The following is a 26,844-nucleotide window of genomic DNA, read 5'->3' as shown; positions in this document are numbered from 1 at the left end:
TAGAATACCGGCCTGTCACGCCGGGGGTCGCGGGTTCGAGTCCCGTCCGCTGCGCCATCTTCGTTTCAAGGTCCCTAGAACACCTTGAAGCAAACACAAGAGAAGCGATCACGTCATCGCTTTTTTTGTGCCTGCCCTGAGGCCATCGCGCCGGAAGGGTAGACCCAGGTTTCAATCGGGCGCAAGCCTGAATGATACGCAGCGGTAGTTCAGTCGGTTAGAATACCGGCCTGTCACGCCGGGGGTCGCGGGTTCGAGTCCCGTCCGCTGCGCCATCTTCGCCTCAAGGCCCCATGAACGCCTTGGAGCAACGTCAAAGCGACCTTCGGGTCGCTTTTTTCGTTGTGGTGCCTGGCCATTGCCTGCCTTTACCCACATTTACACCAAGTTGACAGGTTCTTCACCGACCAGTGGTTCCAGTGCCTGCCTGCTGTGTTGCACAATAGGCACCTTCTCGACATACCCGGAATTCGCAATGACCAGATCTTCCGTCTTTGGTGCGCTCGGGCTGGCCCTGGTGCTGGCGGGCGTGACCGGTTGTTCCTCAAAAAAAGCTGCCGTCTACGAGCACGAGAATTTCGATGACTCGGGCACCTTCTCGCGCAGCTTCCCGGTGAGCGATGCCGGTTCGTGCGAGGCCGCACGGCGCGCTTTGCTCAGCCAGGGTTACATCATCACCAGCAGCGGCGCCAACCAGGTGGTGGGCAACAAGAGCTTCCAGCAGAACAGCGAGAACCACCTGCAGATCAGCTTCAACGTTACCTGTGCGCCCGATGTCAGCGACGACCAGCGTTCGACCATGTTCGCCAACGCCCTTCAGGACCGCTACGCGCTGAAGAAGTCCAACACCTCCGCCAGCCTCGGTGTGGGTGTGCTCGGTTCGGTGTCGATGCCGATTGGTTCCAGTGACGATTCGATGGTCAAGGTGGCCAGTGAGACGGTGACGGCGGCGCAGTTCTATGATCGCTATTTTGCCTTGGTCGAAAGCTACCTGCCCAAGCCGAAAAAAGTGAGCAAGGCCAAGGTCGAAGAGCCAGCGCCGAAGATTGAGAAACCGGCGGCTGCCCTTGGGCTTCCGGAGCAAGCTGCGGCGAACCCGGTGGCGCCGGCCCCGGCAGCTGCACCGTTGGTCGAGGCGACGCCTGCACCTGCGGGGGTAGCCCCGACCAGCGAGGCGGCAGCGGCGCCGGTGGTGGATGACAGCCAGGGTTCCCAGCCTGTGGCCCCGCCGGCGGAAGCTGCACCCATTCAGGTGCAGCAGGATGCCCAGCCGGCCGAGGCCGCCCCCTCCCTTTGATTGATCGACTGGACCGGCCCTTTAGCGGGGTAGCTCGCGAAAGGGCCGGTTCAGGCAGTAAACATCCCCTGTTACAGACGCCCCGCGATAACTTCTTGAACACCTGCTACGTTTTCCACTCATAAGCTTGTCATCATTCCTTCATGCCACCTGCTTAGCTTGAAGGCGACACCTACGAAGACAAAATGAGTAAAGAGGACGCAGGGCTATGGATGAATACCAGGAAGAACTACTCGAAACCCAGGCTTACGAACTGGACACCCCGGAACCGGCTGACGACGCCACCGAGCTTTAACCTGCGCGTCGCTGGCTGCGGCGGAACTCCCCCGGTGTAAGGCCCGTCCAGCGCTTGAATGCGCGCTGGAAGGCCTCTGCCGAAGCGAAACCCAACAGAAAGGCAATCTCGCCGAACGCCAGCTCCGTATCGCGGATATAGGTCTCGGCCAGGTCGCGCCGTGTTTCATTGAGCAAATCCCGAAAGCGCGTACCTTCCTCGGCCAGCTTACGGCGCAAGGTCCAGGTGGGCAGTTGCAGTTGCAGTGCCACTTCTTCCAGGTCCGGTTCGCGGCCGCCATTGAGCAGGGGGCCCAGCAGGTGGGTGATGCGCTCACCCAGGCTGCGGACCCTTGTGCGTTGCAGCATCTCTGCCTCGCACAGCTGCAACAGGTGTTGCCAGGTGCTCGGGCAATGCGCTGGGTTGGCCAGTTGCAAGGTGGCGCGGCTCAAGCGTAGCTGGTTGCTTTCGGCGGCGAACTGCACGGGTGTACTGCACAGCGGCTGGTACTTCGCGGCATAGGCTGGCGCGGCAAATTCGATGTCCAGGCGTTCGGCCTGCACTGGGGTGCCGGCAAGGTCCGTCAGTTGGGCCAGCCAGCCGGCCAGCAGTGAGTCGACCACAAAGCGGTTGTAGTCGTTATACGGGCTGATGGAGTAGAAGCGCAGCCAGGCGCCCTGGGCATCTTCCACAAAGCGGGAACGGCCACGGTAGTTGGCCGCGTAAAGCGGCTCGAAGCGCAGCAGAGTGCGCGCCGCCTCACCCAAGGTGGGGGCCTGGGCCGCGGTGACCCCGGCCAGGCCAGCGTGCGCCAGACGGCTCAGGCGCCCCATACGCAGGCCTAGAGCAGCCTCGCCGCTCATTTCGATTGCCGCGTGGCCCAGATGCATGTAGCGGGGGATGGACAGGCGTGCGCCGGCTTCGCCCAGGCGTGTCGCGTCCAGGCCGTAGCGGCGCAGCAATGGTTCAGGGTCGTGGCCCAGCTCGCGTAGGGCTTCGCTCAAAGGCTGGACAAAACCCACCGACAGTTCGCCCAGGCGCACGCGGGGGCGGGCCATGGGCTTACAGCCACACATTCAGCAGGCGGGCACCTGGGCTGGGAGGGGCGGCCAGCAACGCTCCCGACTGGCGGGCAAAGCCCTGGCCATCGCTGCCCTGTTCCCAGAACTGCCCGCGCATGAACACGCTCATACTGCTGATGTCGGTTCCGGCCACTTCGGTCAGGCGTTGCCAAGCCGCCTGTTCACTGACTTCGCCGCGCTGCAAGGCCAGCCCGGCGCTGGCATCCTGGTGGCGATTTCCCCGCCAGGGTGCTTGCCAGCTGCCCTTGCCACTGAGAAACGCTGGGTTGGCGATCAGTTGTACGGCTTGTTCAGTCAGTTGCTGGTGGTTTTCCGGGTACCAGCTGTCACTGCCCACCAGTATCCCCAGGCGCCCGGCCGGGGTCTGCACGACCTGCAGCGGGTGCTGGCGGCCGTCGTGGACGTAGCGGCGCATTTCACTGTCGGGATATTGCTGGCGCTGGGGCTGCCCCAGTAGCGAGCCGTCACCGGCAAACACCACACTGCTGTTGAACAGCGGGCCACGGCCGGTATGCAGTACGCCTTGTTTCACATAAGGTTCGGGCAGCACGATCGAACCGGCCACCAAGGTGACGCCAAATTCCTTGGCCAGGCCGCCGAACAGCTGCTGGTAGTCTGCGGCCATCTGTTCGGCCTTCATGCGCAAGTGCGCATCGGCGCGCCAGTCGTCGCCGTCAGCGCCAAGAACTGCGAGGCCATAGCGAAGCGGGTTGCTCAGTTCCAGCCATTGTTGGGCTTCGCGGCTCTGGGTAACTTGATACAGCTCGCTCTTCTCTCCGCGCGCCCACAGCCAGGTACCGATGTGTTCCGGCAGCACGACCACCGTGCGCGGGTTCACCAGGCCTTGGGCGCGGGCTTGCTCCAGATAGGCTGCGAGCTTGCGGTGCAGGCGTTGCAAGTTCTGATAGTCGCCCGGGTACAGCAGTGGTTCGACACCGAGCAGGTTGCCGTGCTCGCCCGGGACGCCATGGTTAAGCGCCAGTTCGATGCGCAGGTCGGACAGGTAGTGGCCTTCCGGGCGCTGTTGGGTCCAGAAGCCATAGCCGCAGAGGGCGGCGATCATCACCAGCGCCAGGGCGCTTGCCAGGAGTTTTCGCATCAAGCGTGGGTATTCGCTAAAAATGGAGTGGCCATGCAGGGAATCAAGGACATGATGCGGCCTTATCCATCAGCATCGGAATCCTTGTTGCCCTGCCTTCTTGCAGAGTCGCGTTTGATCATACCAAAGCTACCGGGCGCTTATGAGCATTCTCTGCAGACAAGAGCGGGTGTCACGGCCGGCAAGCCAGGCGCTGACGTTCATAGTTAACTGCCTTGTCCCGTTCCGGAAGATTGTAAGGTGCCGAACACTGGCGCTCACCCCACTTGATGGTCAGGCTGCCCTGGTCCTGTTCCAGGAGTAACAATGCCTTGCCGCTCGGGTCGGAAATTGCCAGTTGCTGGCCCGCAGCGTCCTCGACCGAGGCCCCGAACGGTATCAATTGACCGCGCTCGTCGAACAGCTCGAACTGCACCCGACGCCCGCTCTTGCCGGTATAGCGGGCAAGCACCACGGCACCGCGGCGAGGCACCAACTGCTGGGAGGCGTTGTCGATTTCGATGTCGCCCCCCAGGTCACTGGTGTCCAGGCTGATCCAGTTGACGCGATAGGGCTGGGCGCTGGGGATCACCGCATAGCCATTGCGCCCGGTCTCCACACCGCTATAGCTGCTGATCTTTGCGCCCTTCACACCTGGCACTTCGGCCAGGGCGAAGGTCTCACTGAGCGACTGGCCGAGGTTGATGCCGCCCTGGTGGGCAACTAAGGCGCCGGCAATGTTCAGGTTCTGCGAGTCGTAGCCGCGTCCCTGGCTATAGCCCAGGCTGATGTCGGCGACCGAAGTGCGGGTGTTCAGGTTGGCCGATGCCGAGCTGCCGCTGGTGCGGCTGTGGCCGCCCTGGATCGAGTAGAAGGTGTCGCTGGTCTCCGACAGGTAGCCGTTGATACCGGCCTGGGTGGTGTCGTTGCCCTTCTGTGTGCTGGTGGTGACGAACGCCCGCGGTGCGCGGGCGCGGCTGCCGAGTGGGAACGATACCGACAGGTTGAGCTGGGTATCTTGCCCCGAAGGGCCTGAGCTCCCCAGCTCCTTGGTGCGGCTGACGTCCAGGTTGTAGGAGATCTCGCCCCAGTTGTTGCTGTATCCGGCGGTCAGGCTCTGCGAACCGCCGCGGTTCCAGTAGCGCTGGTCGGTGGCCGTCAGGTACAGGCTGCCGAACGCGCGGTTGCGGCCCAGGCTCTGGTTGATGGTCAGGTCGGTGCGGGTCTTGGAGTTGCCACTGCGCTTGATCGCGTTGGCGCTCAGGTCCTCGACATGCTGGGTGAGGGTACGGAAGCCCTCGGTGGAGTAGCGGTAGGCCGCGAGGGTAAAGTTGGTGTCGGTGCCGGTGAACGTCTTGGCGTAAAGCGCCCGCAAGCTGTTGCCTTGGGTGGTCTGGCCCAGGGCCTTGCTCGAGGAGTGGGTGACATCGAGCGAAAAGGCGCCCAGCAGTGTGTTCAGGCCGCTGCCCACGGCCATTGCCTTATAGTCTTGGGTGGCTTGCAGGCCAACGACGCCCGTCACGGTGTTGGTCAGGCCGTAAGCCAGCGTCGTACTGAGCATCTGCGGCGTGGCCAGGCCCTCCGTGTTGCTGTTGTAGCGTCCAGCGGACAGGCTGTACTTGACCTGACCGCCACGGACCATGAGCGGCAGGCTGGAAAAGGCCTGCACGGTGACCCGCCGACGGCCGTCGGCCTCGATGATGGTGACTTCCAGGTCGCCATTGGAGCCGCTGGGGTAGATGTCGCTGATCTCGAACGGCCCGGGCGGCACGTTGGCGGTGTAGAGCACGTAGTTGTTCTGGCGAATCTCGACCCTGGCGCTGGTCTGCGCCACGCCACGCACCACAGGTGCGTAGCCGCGCTCGCTGTCGGCGCGCATGCCTTCGTCCGAAGCCAGCTTCAGGCCTCGATAGCGCACGCTGTCGAACAGGTCGGTGTCGCTGAAAATGTCACCGGCGCTGAACTGGCCTTTGAGCGCGGTCACGTCGTGCTGCACATAGCTGCGGTTGCTCTTGAAGGTGTCCGGCTGCCCTGTGCCGCTGCTGAAGTTCGACTCGTTGCGCAAGCGCCAGCTGCCCAGGTTGATGCCGTTGCGCAGGCTCAGGTTGTTGGCGATGCGGGTCTCGGCATCGCCGGCGCTGCGGCTGGTGTTGAACTGATAGTTCGCGAACGCCGCAGACACCCCTGCGTCCCACAGTTGTGGGTCGACGTAGCCGCGCAGGCCGCGTTTCATGGCAACCTGCGGGATGCTGGCGGACAGGCGCAGGTGACCCGAGTCGTAGCTCAGGCTGGCCTGGTCGATCAGTGCGGCCAGGTCGTGGCAGGCCAGGGCGGTATCCAGGCGCCCCAGTGCCTTGAGCTTGTCCATGTCGATACCCAGCTGCTCGAGCAGTTCCTGGGTCAGGCAGGGTTCCACTCGCCCAGTCTGTGGGTGGCGGTTGAATTCGATGTCACGCCGGCCTACCAGCACTTCGTTGCTGTACAGGTCTACCCGGTAGTTGCCCGGTAGCACGCTGTTGGCCGACAGCAGCGTTTGCAGGTCGACCGCCGATTGCGCGCCCTGCAGAAAGGTGGTGTTGAAGCCCTGCAGGTGGGCGGCGTCCTGCGCCGTTGCAAGGCTGGGCAGCGCGGTGCAGATGACCAATGACAGGGCGTTGAGCTTCCAGGCCGGACGAAGCGTGCCGCCACTGAACGCGTGCGCGCCTGCATCGGCTCCCTCGACGGGGTGGGGGGCGATGGACAGAGACATACCAGAAACCTATTTCATATCCCGGCACGGGCTGGGCACGGGAAGGCCGCACGCGACCAGGGCACGAGGTGGGGGCTACGATTTCACAAGGTGATGGCGGGTTCGGCAGGCTTGGCGCTACCCGGCTGGGCAGTGTTCAAACGCAAGGAATATCCATGTTGGGCGCCATAGTCGTTGATGCTCTTGAACGTCAGCGTCAACGGGCCGTCCACCTGGGAAAATACCGAGGTGAATGTCTTTTGTTCGCCAGGGGCGATCATGGTCGACTCGGCGTTGAGCACGGTTTGTTTCCCGCTTTTAAGTTCGATATCGGCCATCGACACGTGATACAGGCTGGGGTTGTTCACGGTCAGTTGTGGCTTCCCGGCGCGTTGGGTCAATTGCCAGACCAGTTGTTCGGGGGCCAGCAGGGCATTGCCGGGCAAGTTGGCCGGGCGGAAGAAAATCTTGATACGTTGGCGCACCGCCAACTGCAAGGTATTGGCCTGGGTACTGGCTTGCGGAATTTCCTGGACATTGAGCCAGACCACCGACTCGCGATCGGTCGGCAGGCCCTGGCCTTCATAGAGAATGCGTAACAGTTGTTCCTGCTTGGGCAATACTCTGGCCAACGGTGGAGTAATCGCGAACGGTGCCTGTGCGCGGTCGCCGGCATCCACCCAGGATTGCACCAGGACTTCCTGGATGCCATTGCGCACGATGACATTGGCTTCTTTGTGCGCACCGTCGAACACGACGCGCGTAGCGCTCAGGGAGATGCTGGCAGTTGCCTGGGCGGCGACGAGCATGCCCAGCAACCCGAGAACGGGATACAGAGAACGACGCAACATGGTTGTGTACCTTGCGGGGCGAAGAAGTGGCGAGGCTGGTCAGCCTCGCGCAGGGAGCAGCGGCGAAGTGATTACTCGTACTGCAGGATGAACGGCAGGGTGGCGTCACCGCGACCGGCGGTGGCAGTGCCGGCGGCGCCCGTGGTGACATACGCCGCAGAGAAGCTCAGGGTGGCGTCGCCGCCCTCGGCGCCAGTGCCGTGCACGTCGCTCTGGATCTTGGCAGTGGCGGCCGAGCTCAGGTCGATCAGGTTGCCATTAGCGTCGAGCAGGGCAATGCCAACGTTGGCGGCAGTGCCGGTGCCTTTGGTCAGCGCCAGGACCTTCTTGCCAGTCACCAGGCCCGAACCGCCGCTGTTGGCATCGAAGATCATCGCCACCTTGGTGCCGAGGTTGCAGTTGACGTTGAGGTTGAAGTCCTTGCCGGTCACGCGGCCAGCGGTCGGGTTTTCGGCGGTGCCCATGTCCTTGATCGCGACGCTGCCCATGTCCACGGCGATCACGCGGTCGGCGTTGGCGCCATCGACCGAGCAGGCATCATTGTTGATCACGCCGGTGAAGGAGATCTTGCCGCTGCCACCGGTGATTGGCCCGGTGGCCTCGACGGCCAGTGCACCGGCCGAAGCGGTCAGGAGCGAGAGGGTCAGGGCGGCCAGGGAAACTTTATTCATATTGATGTCCACATGAGAGTGAGTAAGTGCTGCAACTTAGTGCACGCTCACCATAAGTCAGGTGGTTTCTCTGGCCCATCAGACGAATCTTAATGGCGGGGCAATGACGCTCGTTAGTTAATTAAAGATATGACTCGCCAGGCAATACGCCAACAATTCCTGATCGCTGTTCACTTCAAGTTTGCGCATCGCGGAAACTTTCTGCGCACTAATGGTCTTGGTACTTCGATGTTGGCTGCGGGCGATCTCACTGACACTTTGTCCGGCAACGAACAGGCGCAGTATTTCGAATTCCTTGGGTGACAGGTTTTCCACCCGTTGATCGATGGCGGTGTTACAGGCGACCACGGACTGCCGTGCCGGTGCCGGCGCCCGGTAAGTGCGGTTGCGGGCGACGGCATTGAGGGCCTTTTCGATTTCGCCATGCAACTGGCTCTTCTGGATCACGCCGTCCACGCCCAGTTCCTGCAGCCGTGTCAGGATCAGCGGGTTGGAGATCATCGTCAGCACGAGGATGCGGACGGCGGGATAGTGACGTTTGAGGTAGTCGATCAGTTTCAGGCCGTCACCGTAGGGTGAGTCTGCCGGCATGTTGTAGTCGGAGATGACCATGTCCACGGGTTGGCGTTCGAGCAGTTCGATCAGCCCTTGTGAACAGACGGCTTCGCCGACCACGCTAAAGCGTGGGTCGCGTTCGACCAGTTCCCGGACGCCGAGCAGCACGATGGGGTGATCGTCGGCGATGATGACCTTGAGTTTTTCCATAAAAGACGACCCGTTAGCCGGTGCGGATGGGAGGGTTGTTTCCATGCGCTATCAGCGCTGAAGTTGATTCTATGCGAGGGCATCGAGCATTGCTGACAGCCTGTTCAACACCCCTTCCAGCTTATCGGCCAGGGCCGCGTCGAGCGGCGACTCGGCCAGCGCGGACTCCAGCGCACAGCACTGCTCGGCCAGGGGCCGGGCCTGTACCGCGCCCAGGGCGCCGGCGATGCTGTGCAGGCGCTCGCCAAGACGCCGCTGGTCGCCTTGCTCAAGGGCCAGGCGCAATTGCTGCATATCCTCACGCAGGGTGGTGATGAACAGCGCGCGCATGGCGTCGGACACTTGCACGGTATCGGTGGCTGCAGGGGAGGGTGAGGCGCTGAGGCTGTCCGCTTGCGCACGGCTGGGGGCTTCGGCCAGTGCTGGCCGACACAGGCGGGCCAGATGGCTGCGCAACGCCTGCAGGCTCAACGGTTTGACCATCCAGGCATTCATGCCCGCCTCGAGACAGCGCTGGCCTTCTTCTCGCAGTGCATTGGCGGTGACGCCGATGATCGGCAACCGGGCGTCGTGCTGGCGCAGGGTCCTGGCCAGTTCGTAGCCATTCATCAACGGCATGTTTACGTCGGTCAGGACCAGGTCGAACTGGCCTGGCTGCCAGCGTTGCATGGCCTGTTCGCCGTTGGCCGCGACTACCGTGGTGCAGCCCAGCGCCTCGAGTTGCTCCTGCAGGATCGCCTGGTTGATCGGATTGTCCTCGGCCACCAGGATATGCAGACGCAGAGCGGCGCCTTGCTGTTGCGCGGTGCTCTGGTCATCGGGCGACCCGCCCTGGCGCACGACCGCGATGAGCTGGGCGATGGCCCGCACGTCATGCAGGTCTACCCGCCAGCAGCCGTCGACGAACGCGCCGGGGGTAGGGCCGTCGCTGCTGGCGCAGATCCGTTGGCCATGCCAGGTGGCAGCGTCGGGGCAGTCGAGCAGGTCTACCAGCAGGGCCTGGTGGTTGTCCTTCTCCAGGGGTGGAATCGTCAGGGTCGCGGCGATACCCAGGCGCTGCAGCCAGTCGACGCCATGCTGGGCAAGCTCCGGTATCGGCGCACGCACATACACCGGGGTCGGGTCGGGCACTGCGCTTGGGCTGTCGCTCAGCGCCCCCTGGGCCAGTGGCAGGCTGATGTTGAGGGAAAAGCTGCTGCCCAGCCCCGGCTCACTGACCACCTTGATCTGGCCACCCATCATGTCAGCCAGCCAGCCGCAGATCGGCAGGCCCAGGCCCGCACCGCCCTCGCTGGAGGCATCGGCGACCTGGTAGAACAGCTCGAAGAGCCTGGCCTGCTGCGCCTGGGAAATGCCAATGCCGCTATCGGCAACCTGCCATTGCAGCCGCACGTGGGTATCGTCGAGCGCCAGCACGCGGGTGCGCAGCACCACCCGACCGGTGTCGGTGAACTTGATGGCGTTGCTCAGCAGGTTGTTGAGGATCTGGCGGATGCGTATCGGATCGCCCACCACCTGCGCCGGCAGGCGGGCGTCATGGCAGGCATAGAGCAACAAACCCTTGCGCTCGGCGAAGGCGCGATAGGTGCGCACGGTGTCCTCGAGCATGTCCAGCGGGCAGAACGGCACGGGTTCGAGCGCCATCTGCCCGGATTCGATCTTGGTCACGTCGAGCACGTCACTGATCAGCTGGAACAGGGTTGCCGAGGAGCGCTGGATAGTGTGCAGATAGCCCTGCTGGCGTGCATCCAGGTGTGTCAGGCCGAGCAGCTCGAGGGTGCCCAGCACGCCGTACAGCGGGGTGCGGATCTCGTGGCTCATGGTGGCCAGGAACAGGGTCTTGGCGGTGTTGGCGGCGTCGGCGGCGCGCCGGGCTTCGTCGAGCGCCTGGGCGTCCTCGACATGGCGGGTGACGTCGTTGAATGCGTAAAGGCGCACGTCTTCGCCGTGGTAGCGGGTCGACACGAAACCGACCTGCAGGTGGCGACCTTCGACCTGTAGGTAGTGCTCGCCATTGCGGGTGTTGCCCACTGCCGAGGCGAGGGTACTGACCAGCTCGCGGGTGCCCTGCCATTGCTGCGCCCGCTGGTTCTCCAGCAGCACCTCGTTGTCGGCGCTGCGGATTACGCACAGGCCAGTCGGGGCGGTGTCGATGACCACCCGGCTGAAGGCCTCGCTCTCGGTGATGATCTCGTGGGCCGCGCGCGCAGGCAGGATGACCTCGCGCTGATACCAACGGATGGCCACCCGGCCCAGCCCGATGAGGACCAGGAACGTGGCGGCGATGCTGGCCAGCGACCAGAACGCGTAACGGAAGAAGTGCCGGTAGGTCACGGTGTAGATCGCACTCCAGCCACCGTTGGCCTGTTCGTGGAGACGGAACACCAGGCCTTCGGGCTTGATGTTCAGGCCTTCATGCACCCCCTTCAGGGGCGCGGGCGCGCCGATCAGCACCTCGCCGGATGGGGTGATGAGGTTAAAGTGGTCATACACGGTCCAGTCCATGATGCGTTCGAAATCATCGATCTGGGCCAGGTCCACCAGCGACGCCACTTGCGTGGCTTGGCCCTCTGCCTTGCCCGAGCGCAGAGGGACGTTGGCGTAGGCCAGCACGCGTGGCGGGGAGGCCTGGTCCGGCTGCTCGACATAGCTGCGCCAGACGATCCTGCTGCCTGGGCCCCAGTCCTTGTCCTGAGGCTGGCGCACAATGACCTGCCTGATCACATCGATGAACGGTTCATTCTCCAGCTTGCCCCGCCCGCGTCCTGCGGCGGGAACCGTGATGTCGTAACGGGCATCCGGCGAGAACAGGAACACCTGTGGTGAACGGTACGGAGACGCCGACCAGAACATGCTATAGAAGCTGGCCAGGTTCGCCCCCAGGGTGAAGATGTCCGATACTTCGCGGTCAGCCAGGTTGTGTGGGTCGAATTTGAGGCTGAACGGCATGGAAAATGGAAAGATCTGGCCCTTGTAGATGTCCGGCCCTTCCTCGGGCATTGGCGCCAGCGCCGGCTCAAGCGCACGTGGGTAGTCGAGCAGCTCCCCCTTGGCGCTGCGTTGCACGAGGGCCTCGAGGAAGGTTTCCTGCTCTTGGACATTCTCCATCAGCCGGGCGAAATGGATGCTGACCGTGTCGCTGTGTTCGTCGATCAGGCGCTCGAGCGACCAGAGACTGAAACCGGCCAGCAGCAGCGCCAGGCCCAGCAGGACGGTCATGCCTTTGTTCAGGCGCAGAGAGCTGCGGGCCAGGTTTTCCAGCAGGGCGTTGTACTGTTTCATGCAAGGGTCCGCAAGGGCGTGGGGGCATCGATACCCAACGAATATTACCTTTGATGCCCGGCCGGCGCTGTGAGTTACAGCCGGTCAGTAGGCTGACGGGGGACCGTCGTTGTGCAGCAGGCGCTGGAACTGTTCCGCCGACACGGCATGGGAGATCAAAAAGCCCTGCACCTGGTTGCAGTCGACCTTGCGCAGCATTTCGAGCTCCTGAGGCGTCTCGACCCCTTCGGCGACCACGGTGAGCCCGAGCTTGCGCCCCAGGGCAACGATGCTGGCCAAGGCCGAGGCCAGGCTCTCGCTTTCATCGCAACGCTGCACCAGCGCCCGGTCTATCTTCAGTTCGGTGAAGGGCGTCGAGACCAGACTCATGTACGAGCTGTAGCCTTTGCCGAAGTCGTCCTGGGACAGGCCGAAACCTTTCATGCGCAAGCGGCAGGCGCCTGCATAGAAGTTGCTCAGCTCTTCGGGAATGGAGCATTCCATCAGCTCGAAGCACAGCTTGCCGGGCACCCCTTGGTGGTGCAGGACGAATTCCAGCAGCCGGTCGGCCAGGTCATGGCTGTTCAGCAGGTGGGTCGGCAGGTTGATCGAGACCGGGATGTCATAGCCCCGTTCGCGCCAGCGCGCCTGGGCATCCATGGCTTGCTTGAGCATCACCCACAGCAGCCTTTCCTCCAGGCCAAAGGCATTGATCGTTGGCAGGAAGGTGCCTGGCAGCAACACCCCTTGCTCCGGGTGCATCCAGCGCACCAAGGCTTCTGCCGCGACGATGCGACCATTGTGCAAGGACTTCTTGGGTTGGAACCAGGCCTGAAAAGCTCGGTTGTTCAAGGCATCGACCAAGGTCTGGCGATCGAACTCGGGCGTGGCCGGTACCGCCTGGGCCGGTGCCTGATGGTGCAACTGCAATTGGTCGATCAGGCTGCGCAGCGCGGCGGGTTCGACCGGCTTGGATATCAACCCGAGCACGTCCACACCGAGGTTCTTGGCCACCAGGCTCGCCGCCATGAGCATGCGCCGCGAGGCCACGCTCATGATCGCCAGGCCTGGCTTGTGGCGCAGGCCGGCAAGGTGCTGGATGAACTGCACACCGTCCATGCCGGGCATCAGCAGGTCGGTCAGCACCAGGTCAAAGTCACGCTGGCGCAGGCGCTCCAGCGCTTCCTGGCCATCCCGGGCCGCTTCCAGGTTGAAGCTGCCAAGCTCGCTGAACAAGTGTTGCAGGTACATATGCTGGAAGGGGTGGTCTTCGACGATCAGGATGTTAAAGGTCTTCAAGGGCTACCTCGATACGGGGCCAGGCAGTTGAACAGGACTTGCAGGTTGAAGGGCTTGATCAGGCAGCGATCCATGCCGGCGGCCAGGCACAGTTCTTCCTCGCCGCGCAGGGCGTTGGCAGTGGCGCCGACGATGGGACGGGTGCAGCCCAACCGGCGCAGGGCCCGGGTCAGTTCGTAGCCGTTCGTGCCGGGCATGTTGACGTCGGTCAGCAGCAGGTCGAAATGCTCGCGCTGCCAGGTTTGCAAGGCCTGCTCGCCATCGCTGACCAAGGTCACGCTGCAGCCGAGCTCCTCGAGCTGGTCGCGCAGGATCAACTGGTTGATGACATTGTCCTCGGCAACCAGCACGTGCAGCCCGAGCGGCTCGGTCAAGGGGGCCGGCGCGGCGGGGTCCCTGGGACGGCGCAGGCCCTGGGCCTGGCCGACAGCATGGTGCAGGGCGCCCAGGTCGTTGAGGTTGACCTGCCAGTGACCGGCCTCGTGCCGCGCCTCCCAGCAGTCCTGGGCGCTGGCCAGGATTCGCGGGCCGGGCCATTCGGCGACCAGCCAGCGTTCGACAGTGCCGGGATGCAGCTCGACCAGCAGTTCGCCGGGCAGGGCGGTGCCTGGGGCCGGCGCGCCGACCTGTGCACGCGCACCCCAGCGGCAGAGCCAACCACTGATGGCTTCAGCCAGTTCGTGTACGGGCGATACCACGTGAATGCGTTCGCCCAACAAGTTGAACGGGGCGCTGGTGCGGCCTGACGCCACCTCCAGGGGTAGGGTCAGGCTGAAGCTGCTGCCCAGGCCCAGCTCGCTGACCAGGCGCAGCTGGCCGTTCATCAATTGCGTCAGGCGCTGGCAGATCGGCAGGCCGAGCCCGGTGCCGGGGATGACCTGGCTATGGCCTTCGGTCTGGTAGAAAGGGTCGAAGATGAACGGCTGGTCCTGTTCGGCGATGCCCTTGCCCGTGTCCGAAACCTGCCACAACAGGCAGGAGCGTTCGCCGTCGCGGTTGAGCAGCCTGGCCCGCAGCACCACGCGGCCGCAATCGGTGAACTTGACCGCATTGCTCAGCAGGTTGTTGAGGATCTGGCGGATCCGGTTGACGTCGCCGATCAGGTGTTCCGGCAGGCGTGGGTCCAGGCAGCTGTAGAGCTGCAGCCCCTTGCTCCTGGCTGCCGCGCTGTAGCCCTGGACCACCTCGCGGACCAGGTCCGGGGCACTGAACTCGCTGAGTTCGAGGGCCAGCTGACCGGCCTCGATCTTGGACACGTCCAGCACGTCGCAGATCAACTGCAGCAAGGTTGACGAGGAGCCTTCGATTGCCCGCAGGTAATCGCGCTGCTGGGCGTCGAGCACGGTGCGCGACAGCAGCTCCAGGGTCCCCAGCACGCCGTACAGCGGTGTGCGGATTTCGTGGCTCATGGTCGCCAGGAACTGGGTCTTTGCTTCGTTGGCGGTGTCGGCCGCGCGCCGGGCGTCGTCCAGTGCGGCCTCGATCTGCTTGCGTGCGCTGATGTCGCTGAACGCGCAAAGCAGCACCGGCTCGCCCTTGTAGCGGGTTGGCGAGCAGCTCAGGTACAGGTGGCGCCCTTCGGCGCTCTCGAAATAGTCGCTGCACTGGCCTTCTTGTCGCTCGAAAGCCTGCTCGATCCATTGCGCGCTACGCGCGCCGCGTGCCGGGTCCTGGCCCAGCCACTGCTGGGCCAGGTGGTTCTCCAGCACCACCTGGCCATCGCTACGGCGCAGCACGCACAGGGCGACAGGTGCGGTTTCGATGACGTCGCGGCTGAACATCTCGCTTTCCACCAGCGCACGGATGCGTTCAACCGTGGGGGTGAACAAGCGCTGGTCGAACCGCTGGATCAACACCCGTATCAAGGTGATGCTGAGCACGCAGAACAGCAAGGCACCCAGCAGTTGCTGCCACAGACCGGCGAGGATCGCGGACAGGTCGATCGCGTAAACCAGTTGCCAGTCCGAAGACATCAACGGCTTGCTGATGACCAGGTACTCTGGCAGGAGCCCCTGGCCGGCGAAGCCGAAGAAGTTGTTACCCACGGGATGGTGCAGCGAACGGTCCAGCGTCGAGCCTGGAGTGTTGGTGAACACCAGCATGCCGTCGGCATTGAACATCATGAACTTACCCGCGCTGGCATCCTCGAGCGACGGCGACACTGCATGGCTGTCGATTTCCAGGCCCAGCCAGCCAGAGCCCGGGTCGCGTGCGTCCAGGCGCAGGAAGATGAACAGGCGCGAACCTTGGGCGCCCTGGTCAGCCAGCCACAGTTCCCGAGGGGCCGTGCCCCGCTGGCCAGCAGCGAGCAGCTGCTCCAGCAGGGTCGATGAAGGCAGCGAGGCCTGGGCGTCAGCGTTGTACAGCCAGCGCATGGGGGCCTGCGCCGCTGTGTCGACATACAGCAGGTTGACCTGCCGGGCCTTGAGGTAGGCACACATACGCTGGGTCAGCCACAGGCTCCAGCGCTTGCCCGGCTGGCTGCCCAGTTGCAGGTGCACTTCTTCGCCCGGTGCCAGGGGCAGCCAGTCGACACCCGGCGCCGTTTGACGCACGGCTGCCAGGCTCAGGCTCTCCAGCAGCGCCTCGCGGTTGGTGAAGAAGGTATGGGCCTCGGCGATCGCGCTGCTCATGGCACCATGGCGCCGAGCGATATCGGTGTTGAAGGTAAAGGACAGGAAATTGTAGGCCGCGCCGAGAATGCCGGCCGATAGCACGATTGCCAGCAGCCGAAGCAGGCGGCGTGCTGCCTCGGGGTTGGAGAGAAGGGGGTTGATCTGTTGCAGGTAGGCTTTGAGTCGCATCCCGCAAATGTAAGTAGGCCGCTGGCAACTGGACATCAGACGATCCTTAAAGATCGCCTGGCCGAAGGTTTTACTGGTAGTACAGGTCGACCAGCGCCGTGGCTTCGAACGGACCGGAAATGGGCGCCGAGCGCCAGATCAGGTCGGCGCGGAACGGGTTGTGGATCACGCCCGGCGCGGCCAGGTCGGCCAGCTTGAACCAGGTGGCGAAAGGCACCGGCTGGTTGCTGTCTTGCTGGGTCAGGGCGATGCCGACGGAGGTGTTGTTGGCGGGTACCAGCAGCTTGTCGATGATGCTGGCGCTGCCAGCGACCGGGGTGAAGCGGGCGCTGACGGTGTAGGGCGTGTCGCAGGATCTGGTCAGGTCGAGGCTGAAACTGGCCGAGCTGGCGACCTGGCCGACCTGTGCCGAGCTGGCCAGGGCACGGCGGAAATTGACCACCGAAGGCAAGATGGTCAACTCGGGAGAGCAAGGCACGAAGCGGATGTTGTTCATGCCGGTGACGACATAGTTGAGGTTGCTGTCGGGTTTTGGGTTAAGGCCGCCCTTGCCGTCCAACTGGAATACCCGGTACTCGCTGAGCGTGCTGGCTTGTCCGTCGGTTGGCGTTGCGCCGTTCTTTTCGATGAACACCGTGAAGTTCAGGGTGAAGCGGGCCTTGTCCCAGCCCGCACAGTTCGCCCAGTTGCAACCATAAAGCGAGTTGTAGCCAGTGGTGACGGCGCCCGACGTCTGGGTGATGTTCTGCGAGCCGTAGCGAATCCCGACCCGTATGCCCTTGCCTATACTGGCTTTGGCCGGGTTGAGATAGAAATAGACATCTTCCTTGATGCCGGTTTCATAGTCGTCGGCGCAGATGACCGGAACCGAGTGCGGTGCCGATTCCCAGATGATCGTGCCGTCGGGCGCGTCGGCCGGTACCGCCAGTGCGGTGCCCAGTGCCTCCTTGAATACCGCCGCCATGGACGGGTCCAGCTTGCAGGACAGTGCGTAGCTGGTGGCGGGGCAACTGGCGGCGACGAAAAGCAGGCCAAGCAAGTGTTTCCGGATCAGGTTCATGAGTGGGTATCCTGTGGCGGTGTGTTCACGGCAGCGCTATGTGGTGGCGCTTCTGCAGGCCGATATCGGTGAGTTCGCTGAACGCCACGCGACTTTGCGCGGGCAGGGGCGAGGGCGCCTCGAGGGTGAGCGATGCCCCCGGGCGCAGGAGGGCGTAGTCCGCAAGCTGGCGCGACTGCCCGGGGCTGTCGAGCTGGAGGTTGACCAGCGAAACGTGAAAGGCACTTGGGTTGCTGACTTCGATCAGGCCAGGCTGACGTGCGCGCCATGCCAGGCCCTCGACCGCCTCGCTGGCCGAGCCGGGCAGGCCGGCGGGGCGGTAGAACAGCTTCAGGCGCTGGCGAACGGCGAATTGCAGGGTATTGGCCTGTTCGGGTTTGCGCGGGATCTCGAGGATGTTCAGCCAGAACAGTGACTCCCTGTCCTCGGGCAGGCCCTTGCCGGCGTACAGCACCCGCAGCATGTGCCGGCCGTTGGGCGGTATCAATGCCAACGGTTGGACGATGGCGAAGGGCGCATCGGCGCGTTCGTCGGTACTGCTGACCCAGCTTTGCATGACGGTGTCGAGGTCGCTGCGATTGACCACGCTGATGCTTGCTTCCTTGTTCGAGCCTGGGTAAATGAGGCGTGTGCCCTCGACTTTGAGCTGGCCCCAGGCACCGGACGCCAGGCCCATCAGGACCAGCGCCGCCATGGCTGGGCGCGAGAGGGTATGAAGCAAGCGCGACATGGTCAGGGCAGGGCTCCGGTGAGGGTGACTGGGAAGGACCTGGGCATCCTAGATAGCTGGGCCGCCCCCGGCTTTGAGACGTTTCTTAAATTGCCGTGTGGTTTAAATGCCTGCTTTGTGAACTGCCTCACGCGCGCAGACGGCCCGGTCGCTGCTCATCCGATAGGCTCAAACGTGGGTATCGGGGAGTGGAAACCATGAGCGGCAAGCGATTCGCATTGAGTGTTGCAATGAGTCTGGCCCTGGTCGGTCAGGCCCAGGCAGGCGCCGTCGTCGCCTCGGGTATGCTGCAGTTCACTGGCAGCATCGTCGAGCCGTCCTGCACGACCACCGTGGGCAGTGCCGGTTGGCGCATGGATGACTGTCCGGCGCTGGCGCGTGACAGCGTCATCGGCATTGAGGGCGTGGACGGCCAGGCACTGCCGGCGCAGGCGGTACGCGTCGATCAGGGGGCCACGGTCGACCAGGCCTACAGGCTGGTCGACGGGCGGGGCGAGCCGCTGACCCAAGGCCATTACGTGGTGATCCTGACCTCACCTTGAGGGCGGGCAGCCGCTCGCTCGCGCTTTGGAGAACATCTTCAGCTTCAGCTCTCAACACAACATGAATTGCCGTACAGGCAATCCGCCGGTTCGTTTGGATGGCGGCTCGGGAAGCGAGCCGCTGGTTCTCAAACCTGGGACGCTGGAAAATCGACGCCGCGAGCGGTGGCTTCCCAGACGCTGAACTCCGTACGCATGGCGGACAGCTTGGCCATCGCCACATCGAATGCTCTGTTGCCCAGCAGCAGGCGGTGTGGTGGCTGAGGCGAAGTAACCGCAGTATGAATCGCCGCAGCTGCACGGGCCGGGTCCCCCTCCTGCTTGCCGACCGAAGCGTGGTAGGCACGGCGCGCCTTACCTGCGGTAACCTCGTAGTCCGCTATCGGTTCCGGCACTTCACCCGATGAGCCTGCCCATTCGGTGCGAAATGCGCTGGGCTCGACCGTCATGACACCGATCCCCAGGGGCTCAAGCTCAGCACGCAAGGTTTCCGATAACCCCTCGACAGCGAACTTGCTCGCGCAGTAGTAGCCCACTGCGGGGAAGCCCGCGAGCCCACCTATGGAGGTCAGGTTCACGATCATGCCCTGACGCCGCTGGCGCATGCCGGGCAGCACTGCTTGGATCATATGGGAGGTGCCGAAGAAGTTAACGTCGAACAGGCGGCGCGCCGCCTGCGGGTCTGTTTCCTCGACAGCGGCGAAGTAACCGATACCGGCGTTGTTGACCAGTACATCCACCCTGCCGAATACGCGTTCAGCTTCAGCCACCACGGCCTTGGCCTGTTCGGCATCGGTTACATCCAGTGGCAGTACCAGCGATTGGCCGAGGCTGGCGAGATCCTGCACCTGTTCGGTCTTGCGTGCGGTGACAACCACGCGCTCGCCTTGCTTGAGCAAATGGGTTGCAATGTGGCGGCCAAAACCGGTGGAACAGCCGGTTACCAGCCAGGTGTTCTGTGTACTCATGGGAGGGTCCTCCTGCAAGTGGTCGGGTTCAGTGCTTGATCGTCTAGGCGCGCCGCTCGAACGTATGGACCTTGGGGACCTCGCTGCAGAACATGTCGAGTTCGGTCATGAAGGCCTGCACATAAGGTGTCTGCAGATGTCCGTCAAAGGCCTCGGACGAGTGCCAGTCCTCGTAAACAAGCCAACCCTCGACCGAGTCGCCCGATTGGTAGATGTCGTAACGGACGCAGCCAGGCTCCTGCCGTGTGGGGCCGACCAGCGCCAACAGGCGCTGGCCGAGGGCACCGCTTTGCCCGGGGCGTGCGGTAAAGAACGCAAGCTTTGTGAGCATGCTATGGGCTCCTTTATGGGGGATAGACCGATCAACCGGCGGTCACGGTCATGCCGCCGTCGGCCATGACAACCGAGCCGACCATGAAGCTGGCCCGTTCGGACGCGAGAAACGCGACGAGCTCGGCAATCTCTTCCGGCTGTGCGGCTCGGCCGATGGGGGCCGCTTCGCCGTGCTTGGCAAGAAAGCCCGGACCGTCTTCGACCACGTCATTGAGGATGTTGGTGACCACGTCGCCGACGCCGATGGCATTGACACGGATACCGTACTCGATGGCTTCGAGTGCCAGCGTACGGGTCAGCTGTGCCAGCGCACCCTTGGAGGCGGTGTACGCCGCGATGGTTGGAAAGGCGAAGTAGGCAGCATAGGAGGCGATATTGACGATTGCGCCGGCCTTGTTAGGCATCATTGCCTTGACTGCCTCGCGGCAATGCAGAAAGGCCGCGGTGCTATTAACTGCCTGGATGCGCTCCCAGTCTTCGCGGGTCATGTCGATGACCAGTTTGTTGATGATGATCCCGGCGTTATTCACCAGGATGTCCAGACGGCCGAACCGCTCGACGGCAAGGCCTACGGCACGTTCGGCAGCGCCATCTTCGCTGATGTCCGCCACCAGTGGGACCAGCCCTGGACGTGCGAGGTCTTCTACGGCAGGGTCGATATCTTCGGCAACGACCTTGGCGCCACGTGCATGCAGCAAAAGCGCAATTGCCTTGCCGATGCCACTGGCGGCGCCGGTGACCAGCGCGACTTTGCCTTCGACTTCATGCGGAATGTTGGGCGTGATAGTAGTCATGATGCTCTCCTGCGTTGTGAGCCGAGGAGACATTCGCCGGCTCTAGCCTGTAAGGGACGGCTTTACTGTCGCGCAACGCGCAGAGAGAGGCTTTCGTAAGCTTGCCGAGGCTGTCGGGATTTTGCGCCGATATGCAGTCCTCTCGGTCCGTAAGTGCAAATCATGCTTTGAATCGCCAGCCAACCCCGCCATCCAGGAACGGAGTAAACACAGGGGCACCTGGCTCATCGGGGCTTTGACCCGCTGGCTTACCTGCAAACCTCAGATAATATGAGCCGGAACGTTCGAGAGAAGAGCAATGATTTCAGACCCGGGTACCCCAACGCTCGATCAACTGCGGGTATTTCTTGCAGTAGTCGATGTCGGCAGTTTTGCTGGAGCAGCGCGCAAGTTGCATCCGGTCCGGGCTGCCGTTGCCCTGAATGCGCCGATTCCTGCGTTGGCCAGTTAAGGTGTCGCTCGCGCTTACGCAACGCCGCTGCACGGTTGCCGGCTCGCTGAGCCCCTGGCTGTTCGGCTGGAGGGATCTTGAAGGCACACTGGGCGGTCGGTAACAAAAACCGATGCGTTCGCCGAGCTTCTATACGGCATCGTGTTCCGCTATTGGCGGTATTGCGTGGGCGTTACGCCCACCTCGCGTTTGAACACCTGTGAGAAATGGCTGTGACTGCTATACCCAACCTCCAGGCCTACATCGATGATGCTCTGATCGGTCTCGAGGAGAAGCTGCCGGGCCCGAGCCATCCTCAACCTGATGAAGAACTGCAGGGGTGAATATCCGGCGGCTTTTTTGAACATTCGGCTGAAGTGGCATTCACTCATCCCGGCAACCTCGGCCAAATGTCTTAAATTGAAGTCCCTTGCCAGATCGGCTTCCATGGCCGCCAGCACGCGCCGAAACTTGTACGCGGGGAGAGCGTTGCGGCGTGGGCGATCGTCCGCTGAGCTATCCAGGTAATTGCGGGCAAGGTAGACGGCGATGCATTGGGCGAGACCTTGCAAATACAGCGGGCTCGCGCCACGTCCCATGAGTTCCAGCCGAACATGCTCCAGCAGTACCGACAGTCCTTCGTCACGCCCGCCTGACACTTCCCGCAGGCGAACGGCCTCGACAGGCCCGCCCAGTACTTCATGGAGGGCTTTTTCCAGGAGCGGGACACCGAGATAGATGTGCATGACTTCAAAGTCGTCTGCGCTGGAGACGTTCCAACGCATCTCATACGGTTGCGCCGAAGTGGTCAAAAAGAAATCGCCTTTAGCAACTTCGCTGGTTTCCCATTGGCCCCCAAGCTCACGTTCCTGTACGGCAGCGTTTCCCGAAATGATCCAGACCAGCAAGGGTTCGGCCACCGCTGGGACGATGAAGTTACCTTCCTCACGTTCCCGGTTGAAAATCTGCACCAAGATGTCCCGGTCGGCCAGCACGTCCGAAGCGGCAATTCGCTTGCCCCGGATGTGTGCCTCCAAACCATGGGCAGAAGTCCGCTCTGTCACATCCATGGTCATAGTGTCCTCCCTCTTTCTTGGCGAGTACGCAGGATAAAAGCTGCCTCGCTTCCTGGGTGCCGTACGGTCAGGTACAGGTTCAAGGCGGACAGCGCGCAGTGTATTTCACCTGATCTGGTCACGGCAGTGACAACACACTCTGGACGCAACGACAGGGCTTTCAGGGTTCAGAGTCACGACAAAGCCGGAATGTCTCCATTCCGGCTTGCGCTTTAACGTTCGGGGTATAAAACCATCCCGGCGTGGTACAACACATTGTCGCGAAACTCACCATCAGCGGTAAATCCAGTGTCATCGACATACTCGATGTGATCACCCTCCAACCAATAGCGGCCTTGGTAAGCACTTGCTTGCCGACCGCGTGCTTCGTCGTAGCGGCCCCCGGGCAAGAGTTCATGGCGAATCCGACCGTCAGCCGTCACCCACATGCCAACGTATGTGTTCTGGTTTCCATATGGCTTGCCCATCTCTGTTCCTCGCTATCGTCAATAAAGCATCAGAATGGACTCGCGGTTGGGCGCACGATCAGCTCGCTGACGTCGACATCCGCTGGCTGCTCGACCGCGTAGGCAATCGCACGGGCAATGGCCGCAGCGGGAATCGCGATCTTGCGGAACTCCCTCATCTCCGTGCGTCCGCCTTCATCCGAAATGCTGTCGGCCAGCTCCGATTCGGTAACGCCTGGTGCAATCACCGTGACTCGAATATCACCCCCGACCTCTTGACGCAGACCTTCGGAAATTGCCCGGACGGCATATTTGGTGGCGCAGTACACCGCAGCGGTAGGGCTCACGGCGTAGGCACCAATTGAGGCGATATTGATGATCTGGCCAGCCCGCTGCTGTTGCATGAGCGGCAGCGTTGCAGCAATACCGTGTAGTACGCCGCGAATGTTCACGTCGATCATCCGGTTCCACTCATTGACCTTCAACGCTTCCAGTTTCGAGAGTGGCATTACGCCGGCATTGTTGATGAGTACATCGACGCGACCATGCAATTCGACAGCGAAGTCGATGAAGGACTGCATGTCGTCCAGGCTGGTGACGTCCAGTGCCAGCACATCAGCGGTACCGCCTGCTGAACGAATGTCATCGGCCAGGGCTTCAAGGCGGTCGGTACGGCGGGCCCCCAGAACGACGCGAGCGCCTTTGCTGGCGAGCAGGCGGGCTGTGGCTTCGCCGATACCACTGCTGGCGCCTGTAATCACGATGACTTTGTGTTCGATGCCGTGCATTTTTCTCACTCCTGTTCCTGGTTTCAGAGGCACCTGCTGAACGGCAGGTGTTAAGGCAAGAGTAAGAATCCTGGGGGGAACAGCGTTATGTGATTCCTGCGACGGTCATGCACGATCCTGCATGATTGATCTGCGACTTATGTCAGCCCTTTGCCCGATCCTGGACTGTCTGAGGGCTGCACGACCCGGATACGGTGTGGACCGAGTCATCAATGCCTGATGTGCCTGGGCTGCGCCAAAAGCCCGGAAAAACCGGGCTTTTGGCAGATCAAATGATCGATTCGGCATCTACCCAAATGGATGCGAACCCACCTATCCTCTGCAATCGGGACAGCCGAACGGGGAGGTAACGGTAGTGAGTGATCTGGACGATGAGCTGACACGCCTCAGGGCCGAACTGGCATCAGCGATGCAACGTTTTGCTCCGACATACGGCGTCTATCAAACGGCGATTGATCCGTTGCATTTCATACGCAGCGACACGCCAACAGACGTCATCCATACGGTTCATAAACCGGGACTGTGCATAATTGTACAGGGCCGGAAACAGATCCAGTTGTGGGATGAAAGCTATACCTACGATCAACTGAACTATCTGGTTGTCTCTGTGACACTGCCTCTGGCTGGGCAAGTGACCGAGGCCTCTCCAGAGAGGCCCTACTTCTGCATTCGCCTGGATATCGACCCGGCAGAAATCGCTCAGTTGATTGCCGACGTCAGCCCAATCGGCGTACCCAGCCAGCCATCTCGCCGCGGCCTCTATCTGGACAGGATTGATACCCCATTGCTTGATGCCATGTTGCGACTGGTACGTCTGTTGGATGTGCCCTCCGATATCCCGGCATTGGCTCCGCTGGCCCTCAGGGAAATATTCTACCGGTTGCTCAAAGGCCAGCAGGGCCAGCGATTACATGAGATAGCCATCAACGACAGTCAGACCCACCGGGTGACAAGAGCTATCGAATGGTTGAACAACAACTATGCGCAGCCGCTGCACATCGATGAGTTGGCGAGCTATGTCAATTTGAGTAATTCCACGCTTCATCACCGATTCAAGGCAATCACCGCGATGAGCCCGTTGCAGTACCAGAAACAACTGCGCCTGCAGCACGCACGAAGGTTGATGATTTCAGAAGGGCTGGATGTTTCCACGGCCGGGTTCACGGTGGGCTATGAGAGCCCGTCACAGTTCAGCAGAGAATACAGCCGGATGTTCGGAGCCCCTCCAAGCAAGGACATCGCAAAGATTCGATCGATGGGATGAGTTGCAAGGTGGAAAGGGCATGCAAAGAGGCTCCCCCTATGCCCCGCAAGCAAGTAAAGGGGGGCAGCGTAGGGTATTGATATCGGTCGGGCTGATGCGTCAGCCCTCAGCAGTCTCGCTGTGCGCCAGGATCAATAACTTGTCAGTTTCGATCATTGAGCCCTTTCAAACGGCTGTTTAATGTCGCTGACAGACAAACGACGGGGCCCGCCACCCAGTGAGGTGCCCGCAATCCGTGATCACGCCATCAGGGGACCTTTCCATGGCCGCCGACCGCTACCCGCACCTGCTTGCCCCGCTGGACCTGGGCTTTACCACCTTGCGCAATCGCACCCTGATGGGCTCGATGCACACCGGCCTCGAAGAGCGCCCCGGCGGTTTCGAGCGCATGGCTGCATACTTTGCCGAGCGCGCCCGCGGCGGCGTTGGCCTGATGGTCACGGGCGGCATTGCGCCCAACGATGAAGGCGGGGTGTATTCCGGTGCAGCCAAGCTCAGTACCGAGGAAGAGGCCGAAAAGCATCGTATCGTCACCGAAGCGGTGCACGCCGCCGGTGGCAAGATCTGCCTGCAGATCCTGCATGCCGGGCGCTATGCCTACAGCCCGCGCCAGGTGGCACCCAGCGCGATCCAGGCGCCGATCAACCCGTTCAAGCCCAGGGAGCTGGACGAGGAGGGCATCGAAAAGCAGATCGCCGATTTCGTCAATTGCGCAGTGCTGGCCCAGCGCGCCGGGTATGACGGTGTCGAGGTCATGGGTTCGGAAGGTTACTTCATCAACCAGTTCCTGGCCGCTCTCACCAACCACCGCACCGACCGCTGGGGCGGCAGTTATGAGAACCGCATGCGCCTGGCGGTGGAAATCGTCAGCCGGGTACGTGGCGCGGTCGGCCCGAATTTCATCATCATCTTCCGCCTGTCGATGCTCGACCTGGTCGAGGGTGGCAGCACCTGGGACGAGATCGAGCTGCTGGCCAAGGCGATCGAGCAGGCCGGCGCTACCTTGATCAATACCGGGATCGGTTGGCACGAGGCGCGTATTCCGACCATCGCCACCAAAGTGCCGCGTGCGGCCTTCAGCAAAGTCACTGCCAAGTTGCGGGGCGTGGTGAGTATTCCGCTGATCACCACCAACCGCATCAACACCCCGGAAGTGGCCGAGGCGGTGCTGGCGGAGGGCGACGCGGACATGGTCTCGATGGCCCGCCCGTTTCTCGCCGACCCGGACTTCGTCAACAAGGCCGCTGCCGGTCGCGCGGATGAAATCAACACCTGCATCGGCTGCAACCAGGCCTGCCTGGACCATACCTTCGGCGGCAAGCTGACCAGTTGCCTGGTCAACCCCCGTGCCTGTCATGAGACTGAGCTCAATTATCTGCCCGTGCGCGAGGTGAAACGCATTGCCGTTGTGGGCGCCGGCCCTGCCGGCCTGGCCGCTGCCACCGTTGCCGCAGAACGTGGCCACACAGTGACCTTGTTCGACAGTGCCAGTGAGATCGGTGGGCAGTTCAATGTCGCCAAGCGGGTACCGGGCAAGGAAGAGTTCTTCGAAACCCTGCGCTACTTCCGCAAGAAGGTGGAAAGCACAGGCGTCGACCTGCGCCTGAATACCCGCGTAGACGTGCAGGCGCTGGTGGCAGGCGGCTACGACGAAATCATCCTGGCCACCGGCATCGCCCCGCGTACCCCGGCCATTGCGGGTATCGAGCATGCCAAGGTGCTCAGCTACCTGGATGTGCTGCTGCAACGCAAACCGGTAGGCAAGGCGGTAGCGGTGATTGGTGCGGGTGGCATTGGCTTCGACGTATCGGAGTACCTGGTGCATGAAGGGGTAGCCACCAGCCAGGACCGCGACGCCTTCTGGAGAGAGTGGGGCATCGATACCGGGCTCGAGGCGCGCGGTGGCGTAGCCGGAATCAAGGCCGAGCCGCACGCCCCGGCGCGCCAGGTGTTCCTGTTGCAGCGCAAGAAGTCCAAGGTAGGTGACGGGTTGGGCAAGACCACCGGCTGGATTCACCGCACCGGGTTGAAGAACAAGCGGGTGCAGATGCTCAACAGTGTCGAGTACCTGGGCATCGACGATGCCGGGCTGCACATTCGCGTTGGTGAGGGTGAGCCGCAGGTCCTGGCGGTGGACAACGTGGTCATCTGTGCAGGGCAAGAGCCGCTGCGCGAGCTGCAGGATGGGTTGGTGGCGCAGGGGCAGTCGGTGCACTTGATTGGTGGCGCCGATATTGCGGCCGAGCTGGATGCCAAGCGTGCGATCAACCAAGGGTCGAGATTGGCGGCTGAGCTTTGAGACT

Annotated in this window: 21 protein-coding genes, 1 tRNA gene and 1 pseudogene; 6 read left to right on the top strand and 17 right to left on the bottom strand. The window is 62.5% G+C overall.

The annotated features are described in order from the left end of the window. Positions 1 to 198: 198 nt before the first annotated feature. Positions 199 to 275, top strand: a tRNA-Asp gene (locus E8E68_RS02940). 200 nt (positions 276 to 475) lie between these two features. Continuing rightward, entirely contained in the window at positions 476 to 1,297 is an 822-nt protein-coding gene (locus E8E68_RS02935) for a DUF2242 domain-containing protein (RefSeq protein ID WP_266032956.1), read from the top strand. 291 nt (positions 1,298 to 1,588) lie between these two features. On the opposite strand, the gene E8E68_RS02930 is transcribed toward E8E68_RS02935, so the two are convergent. The 11 genes from E8E68_RS02930 to E8E68_RS02880 form a co-directional block, all read right to left on the bottom strand. After that, on the bottom strand, positions 1,589 to 2,629 hold the full coding sequence (locus E8E68_RS02930) for an AraC family transcriptional regulator (RefSeq protein ID WP_280339629.1): 1,041 nt from the start codon (positions 2,627 to 2,629) through the stop codon (positions 1,589 to 1,591). Positions 2,630 to 2,633: 4 nt separating this feature from the next. Continuing rightward, the gene (locus E8E68_RS02925) at positions 2,634 to 3,752 is read right to left on the bottom strand and encodes a nitrilase-related carbon-nitrogen hydrolase (protein WP_003247213.1); all 1,119 of its coding nucleotides are present in this window, start codon (positions 3,750 to 3,752) and stop codon (positions 2,634 to 2,636) included. Between the two features lie 172 nt (positions 3,753 to 3,924). After that, complete coding sequence (locus tag E8E68_RS02920) at positions 3,925 to 6,480, bottom strand: fimbria/pilus outer membrane usher protein (protein WP_280339625.1); 2,556 nt, start codon at positions 6,478 to 6,480, stop codon at positions 3,925 to 3,927. 83 nt (positions 6,481 to 6,563) lie between these two features. Further along, on the bottom strand, positions 6,564 to 7,310 hold the full coding sequence (locus E8E68_RS02915) for a molecular chaperone (RefSeq protein WP_280339624.1): 747 nt from the start codon (positions 7,308 to 7,310) through the stop codon (positions 6,564 to 6,566). A gap of 71 nt (positions 7,311 to 7,381) precedes the next feature. Beyond that, positions 7,382 to 7,981 (bottom strand): fimbrial protein, encoded by a 600-nt coding sequence (locus E8E68_RS02910; RefSeq protein WP_266032945.1) that lies wholly within the window; start codon positions 7,979 to 7,981, stop codon positions 7,382 to 7,384. Between the two features lie 117 nt (positions 7,982 to 8,098). Continuing rightward, a complete protein-coding gene (locus E8E68_RS02905; RefSeq protein ID WP_280339621.1) occupies positions 8,099 to 8,746 on the bottom strand; it encodes a response regulator in 648 nt (215 codons plus the stop codon). 69 nt (positions 8,747 to 8,815) lie between these two features. Beyond that, positions 8,816 to 12,028 (bottom strand): hybrid sensor histidine kinase/response regulator, encoded by a 3,213-nt coding sequence (locus E8E68_RS02900; RefSeq protein ID WP_280339618.1) that lies wholly within the window; start codon positions 12,026 to 12,028, stop codon positions 8,816 to 8,818. A gap of 84 nt (positions 12,029 to 12,112) precedes the next feature. Continuing rightward, positions 12,113 to 13,306: an EAL domain-containing response regulator gene (locus tag E8E68_RS02895; RefSeq protein ID WP_019752197.1), complete on the bottom strand. Its 1,194-nt coding sequence runs from the start codon at positions 13,304 to 13,306 to the stop codon at positions 12,113 to 12,115. Next, a complete protein-coding gene (locus E8E68_RS02890) occupies positions 13,303 to 16,110 on the bottom strand; it encodes an ATP-binding protein (protein WP_280339633.1) in 2,808 nt (935 codons plus the stop codon). Before E8E68_RS02890 ends, E8E68_RS02895 begins: the two co-directional genes overlap by 4 nt. Before the next feature lie 70 nt (positions 16,111 to 16,180). Then, positions 16,181 to 17,170, bottom strand: coding sequence for a fimbrial protein (locus E8E68_RS02885; protein ID WP_280339614.1), 990 nt, complete (start codon positions 17,168 to 17,170; stop codon positions 16,181 to 16,183). Between the two features lie 25 nt (positions 17,171 to 17,195). After that, on the bottom strand, positions 17,196 to 17,900 hold the full coding sequence (locus tag E8E68_RS02880; RefSeq protein ID WP_280339612.1) for a molecular chaperone: 705 nt from the start codon (positions 17,898 to 17,900) through the stop codon (positions 17,196 to 17,198). 197 nt (positions 17,901 to 18,097) lie between these two features. Here E8E68_RS02880 and E8E68_RS02875 point away from each other — a divergent pair, with 197 nt between their 5' ends. Next, positions 18,098 to 18,442, top strand: coding sequence for a hypothetical protein (locus tag E8E68_RS02875; RefSeq protein ID WP_012053256.1), 345 nt, complete (start codon positions 18,098 to 18,100; stop codon positions 18,440 to 18,442). Between the two features lie 128 nt (positions 18,443 to 18,570). Here the strand turns inward: E8E68_RS02875 and E8E68_RS02870 are convergent, their stop codons facing one another. From E8E68_RS02870 to E8E68_RS02860, 3 genes are read right to left on the bottom strand one after another with little or no spacing between them, the layout of a single operon-like run. Next, positions 18,571 to 19,410 carry an oxidoreductase gene (locus tag E8E68_RS02870; RefSeq protein ID WP_274083746.1) on the bottom strand — a complete coding sequence of 280 codons (840 nt, stop codon included), beginning with the start codon at positions 19,408 to 19,410 and terminating at the stop codon, positions 18,571 to 18,573. Between the two features lie 43 nt (positions 19,411 to 19,453). After that, positions 19,454 to 19,741, bottom strand: a complete 288-nt coding sequence (locus tag E8E68_RS02865) for a putative quinol monooxygenase (protein WP_280339607.1) — start codon at positions 19,739 to 19,741, stop codon at positions 19,454 to 19,456. Positions 19,742 to 19,772: 31 nt separating this feature from the next. Next, positions 19,773 to 20,537, bottom strand: a complete 765-nt coding sequence (locus tag E8E68_RS02860) for an SDR family oxidoreductase (protein ID WP_280339605.1) — start codon at positions 20,535 to 20,537, stop codon at positions 19,773 to 19,775. A 298-nt stretch (positions 20,538 to 20,835) separates the two neighbouring features. On the opposite strand from E8E68_RS02860, the pseudogene E8E68_RS02855 reads away from it, so the two are divergent. Beyond that, a pseudogene (locus E8E68_RS02855) lies at positions 20,836 to 20,934 on the top strand (LysR family transcriptional regulator); the annotation flags it as partial. Between the two features lie 203 nt (positions 20,935 to 21,137). Here the strand turns inward: E8E68_RS02855 and E8E68_RS02850 are convergent. The 3 genes from E8E68_RS02850 to E8E68_RS02840 all read right to left on the bottom strand — a co-directional run bounded on the left by E8E68_RS02850 (position 21,138) and on the right by E8E68_RS02840 (position 23,277). Continuing rightward, on the bottom strand, positions 21,138 to 22,043 hold the full coding sequence (locus E8E68_RS02850; RefSeq protein ID WP_280339603.1) for an AraC family transcriptional regulator: 906 nt from the start codon (positions 22,041 to 22,043) through the stop codon (positions 21,138 to 21,140). Between the two features lie 212 nt (positions 22,044 to 22,255). Next, on the bottom strand, positions 22,256 to 22,510 hold the full coding sequence (locus tag E8E68_RS02845) for an Atu4866 domain-containing protein (protein WP_012053249.1): 255 nt from the start codon (positions 22,508 to 22,510) through the stop codon (positions 22,256 to 22,258). Between the two features lie 29 nt (positions 22,511 to 22,539). Further along, on the bottom strand, positions 22,540 to 23,277 hold the full coding sequence (locus tag E8E68_RS02840; RefSeq protein WP_012053248.1) for an SDR family oxidoreductase: 738 nt from the start codon (positions 23,275 to 23,277) through the stop codon (positions 22,540 to 22,542). 355 nt (positions 23,278 to 23,632) lie between these two features. Between E8E68_RS02840 and E8E68_RS02835 the strand changes: the two genes are divergently transcribed. Then, the gene (locus tag E8E68_RS02835) at positions 23,633 to 24,541 is read left to right on the top strand and encodes an AraC family transcriptional regulator (protein ID WP_014754024.1); all 909 of its coding nucleotides are present in this window, start codon (positions 23,633 to 23,635) and stop codon (positions 24,539 to 24,541) included. Positions 24,542 to 24,803: 262 nt separating this feature from the next. Further along, positions 24,804 to 26,840 (top strand): NADPH-dependent 2,4-dienoyl-CoA reductase, encoded by a 2,037-nt coding sequence (locus E8E68_RS02830; RefSeq protein WP_280339598.1) that lies wholly within the window; start codon positions 24,804 to 24,806, stop codon positions 26,838 to 26,840. Positions 26,841 to 26,844 lie beyond the last annotated feature (4 nt).

The organism is Pseudomonas sp. BN607, assembly GCF_029871175.1.
Taxonomy (GTDB): domain Bacteria; phylum Pseudomonadota; class Gammaproteobacteria; order Pseudomonadales; family Pseudomonadaceae; genus Aquipseudomonas.
This window is presented reverse-complemented; position numbering and strand designations above follow the sequence as displayed.

Bases quoted from the DNA above. Each gene is read 5' to 3' on its own strand.
- E8E68_RS02890 (WP_280339633.1), bottom strand. From the start codon at position 16,110: ATGCGACTCAAAGCCTACCTGCAACAGATCAACCCCCTTCTCTCCAAC.
- E8E68_RS02860 (WP_280339605.1), bottom strand. From the start codon at position 20,537: ATGACTACTATCACGCCCAACATTCCGCATGAAGTCGAAGGCAAAGTC.
- E8E68_RS02865 (WP_280339607.1), bottom strand. From the start codon at position 19,741: ATGCTCACAAAGCTTGCGTTCTTTACCGCACGCCCCGGGCAAAGCGGT.
- E8E68_RS02840 (WP_012053248.1), bottom strand. From the start codon at position 23,277: ATGCACGGCATCGAACACAAAGTCATCGTGATTACAGGCGCCAGCAGT.
- E8E68_RS02905 (WP_280339621.1), bottom strand. From the start codon at position 8,746: ATGGAAAAACTCAAGGTCATCATCGCCGACGATCACCCCATCGTGCTG.
- E8E68_RS02880 (WP_280339612.1), bottom strand. From the start codon at position 17,900: ATGTCGCGCTTGCTTCATACCCTCTCGCGCCCAGCCATGGCGGCGCTG.
- E8E68_RS02920 (WP_280339625.1), bottom strand. From the start codon at position 6,480: ATGTCTCTGTCCATCGCCCCCCACCCCGTCGAGGGAGCCGATGCAGGC.
- E8E68_RS02845 (WP_012053249.1), bottom strand. From the start codon at position 22,510: ATGGGCAAGCCATATGGAAACCAGAACACATACGTTGGCATGTGGGTG.
- E8E68_RS02925 (WP_003247213.1), bottom strand. From the start codon at position 3,752: ATGCGAAAACTCCTGGCAAGCGCCCTGGCGCTGGTGATGATCGCCGCC.
- E8E68_RS02930 (WP_280339629.1), bottom strand. From the start codon at position 2,629: ATGGCCCGCCCCCGCGTGCGCCTGGGCGAACTGTCGGTGGGTTTTGTC.
- E8E68_RS02850 (WP_280339603.1), bottom strand. From the start codon at position 22,043: ATGACCATGGATGTGACAGAGCGGACTTCTGCCCATGGTTTGGAGGCA.
- E8E68_RS02885 (WP_280339614.1), bottom strand. From the start codon at position 17,170: ATGAACCTGATCCGGAAACACTTGCTTGGCCTGCTTTTCGTCGCCGCC.
- E8E68_RS02875 (WP_012053256.1), top strand. From the start codon at position 18,098: ATGAGCGGCAAGCGATTCGCATTGAGTGTTGCAATGAGTCTGGCCCTG.
- E8E68_RS02935 (WP_266032956.1), top strand. From the start codon at position 476: ATGACCAGATCTTCCGTCTTTGGTGCGCTCGGGCTGGCCCTGGTGCTG.
- E8E68_RS02870 (WP_274083746.1), bottom strand. From the start codon at position 19,410: ATGAGTACACAGAACACCTGGCTGGTAACCGGCTGTTCCACCGGTTTT.
- E8E68_RS02830 (WP_280339598.1), top strand. From the start codon at position 24,804: ATGGCCGCCGACCGCTACCCGCACCTGCTTGCCCCGCTGGACCTGGGC.
- E8E68_RS02915 (WP_280339624.1), bottom strand. From the start codon at position 7,310: ATGTTGCGTCGTTCTCTGTATCCCGTTCTCGGGTTGCTGGGCATGCTC.
- E8E68_RS02910 (WP_266032945.1), bottom strand. From the start codon at position 7,981: ATGAATAAAGTTTCCCTGGCCGCCCTGACCCTCTCGCTCCTGACCGCT.
- E8E68_RS02900 (WP_280339618.1), bottom strand. From the start codon at position 12,028: ATGAAACAGTACAACGCCCTGCTGGAAAACCTGGCCCGCAGCTCTCTG.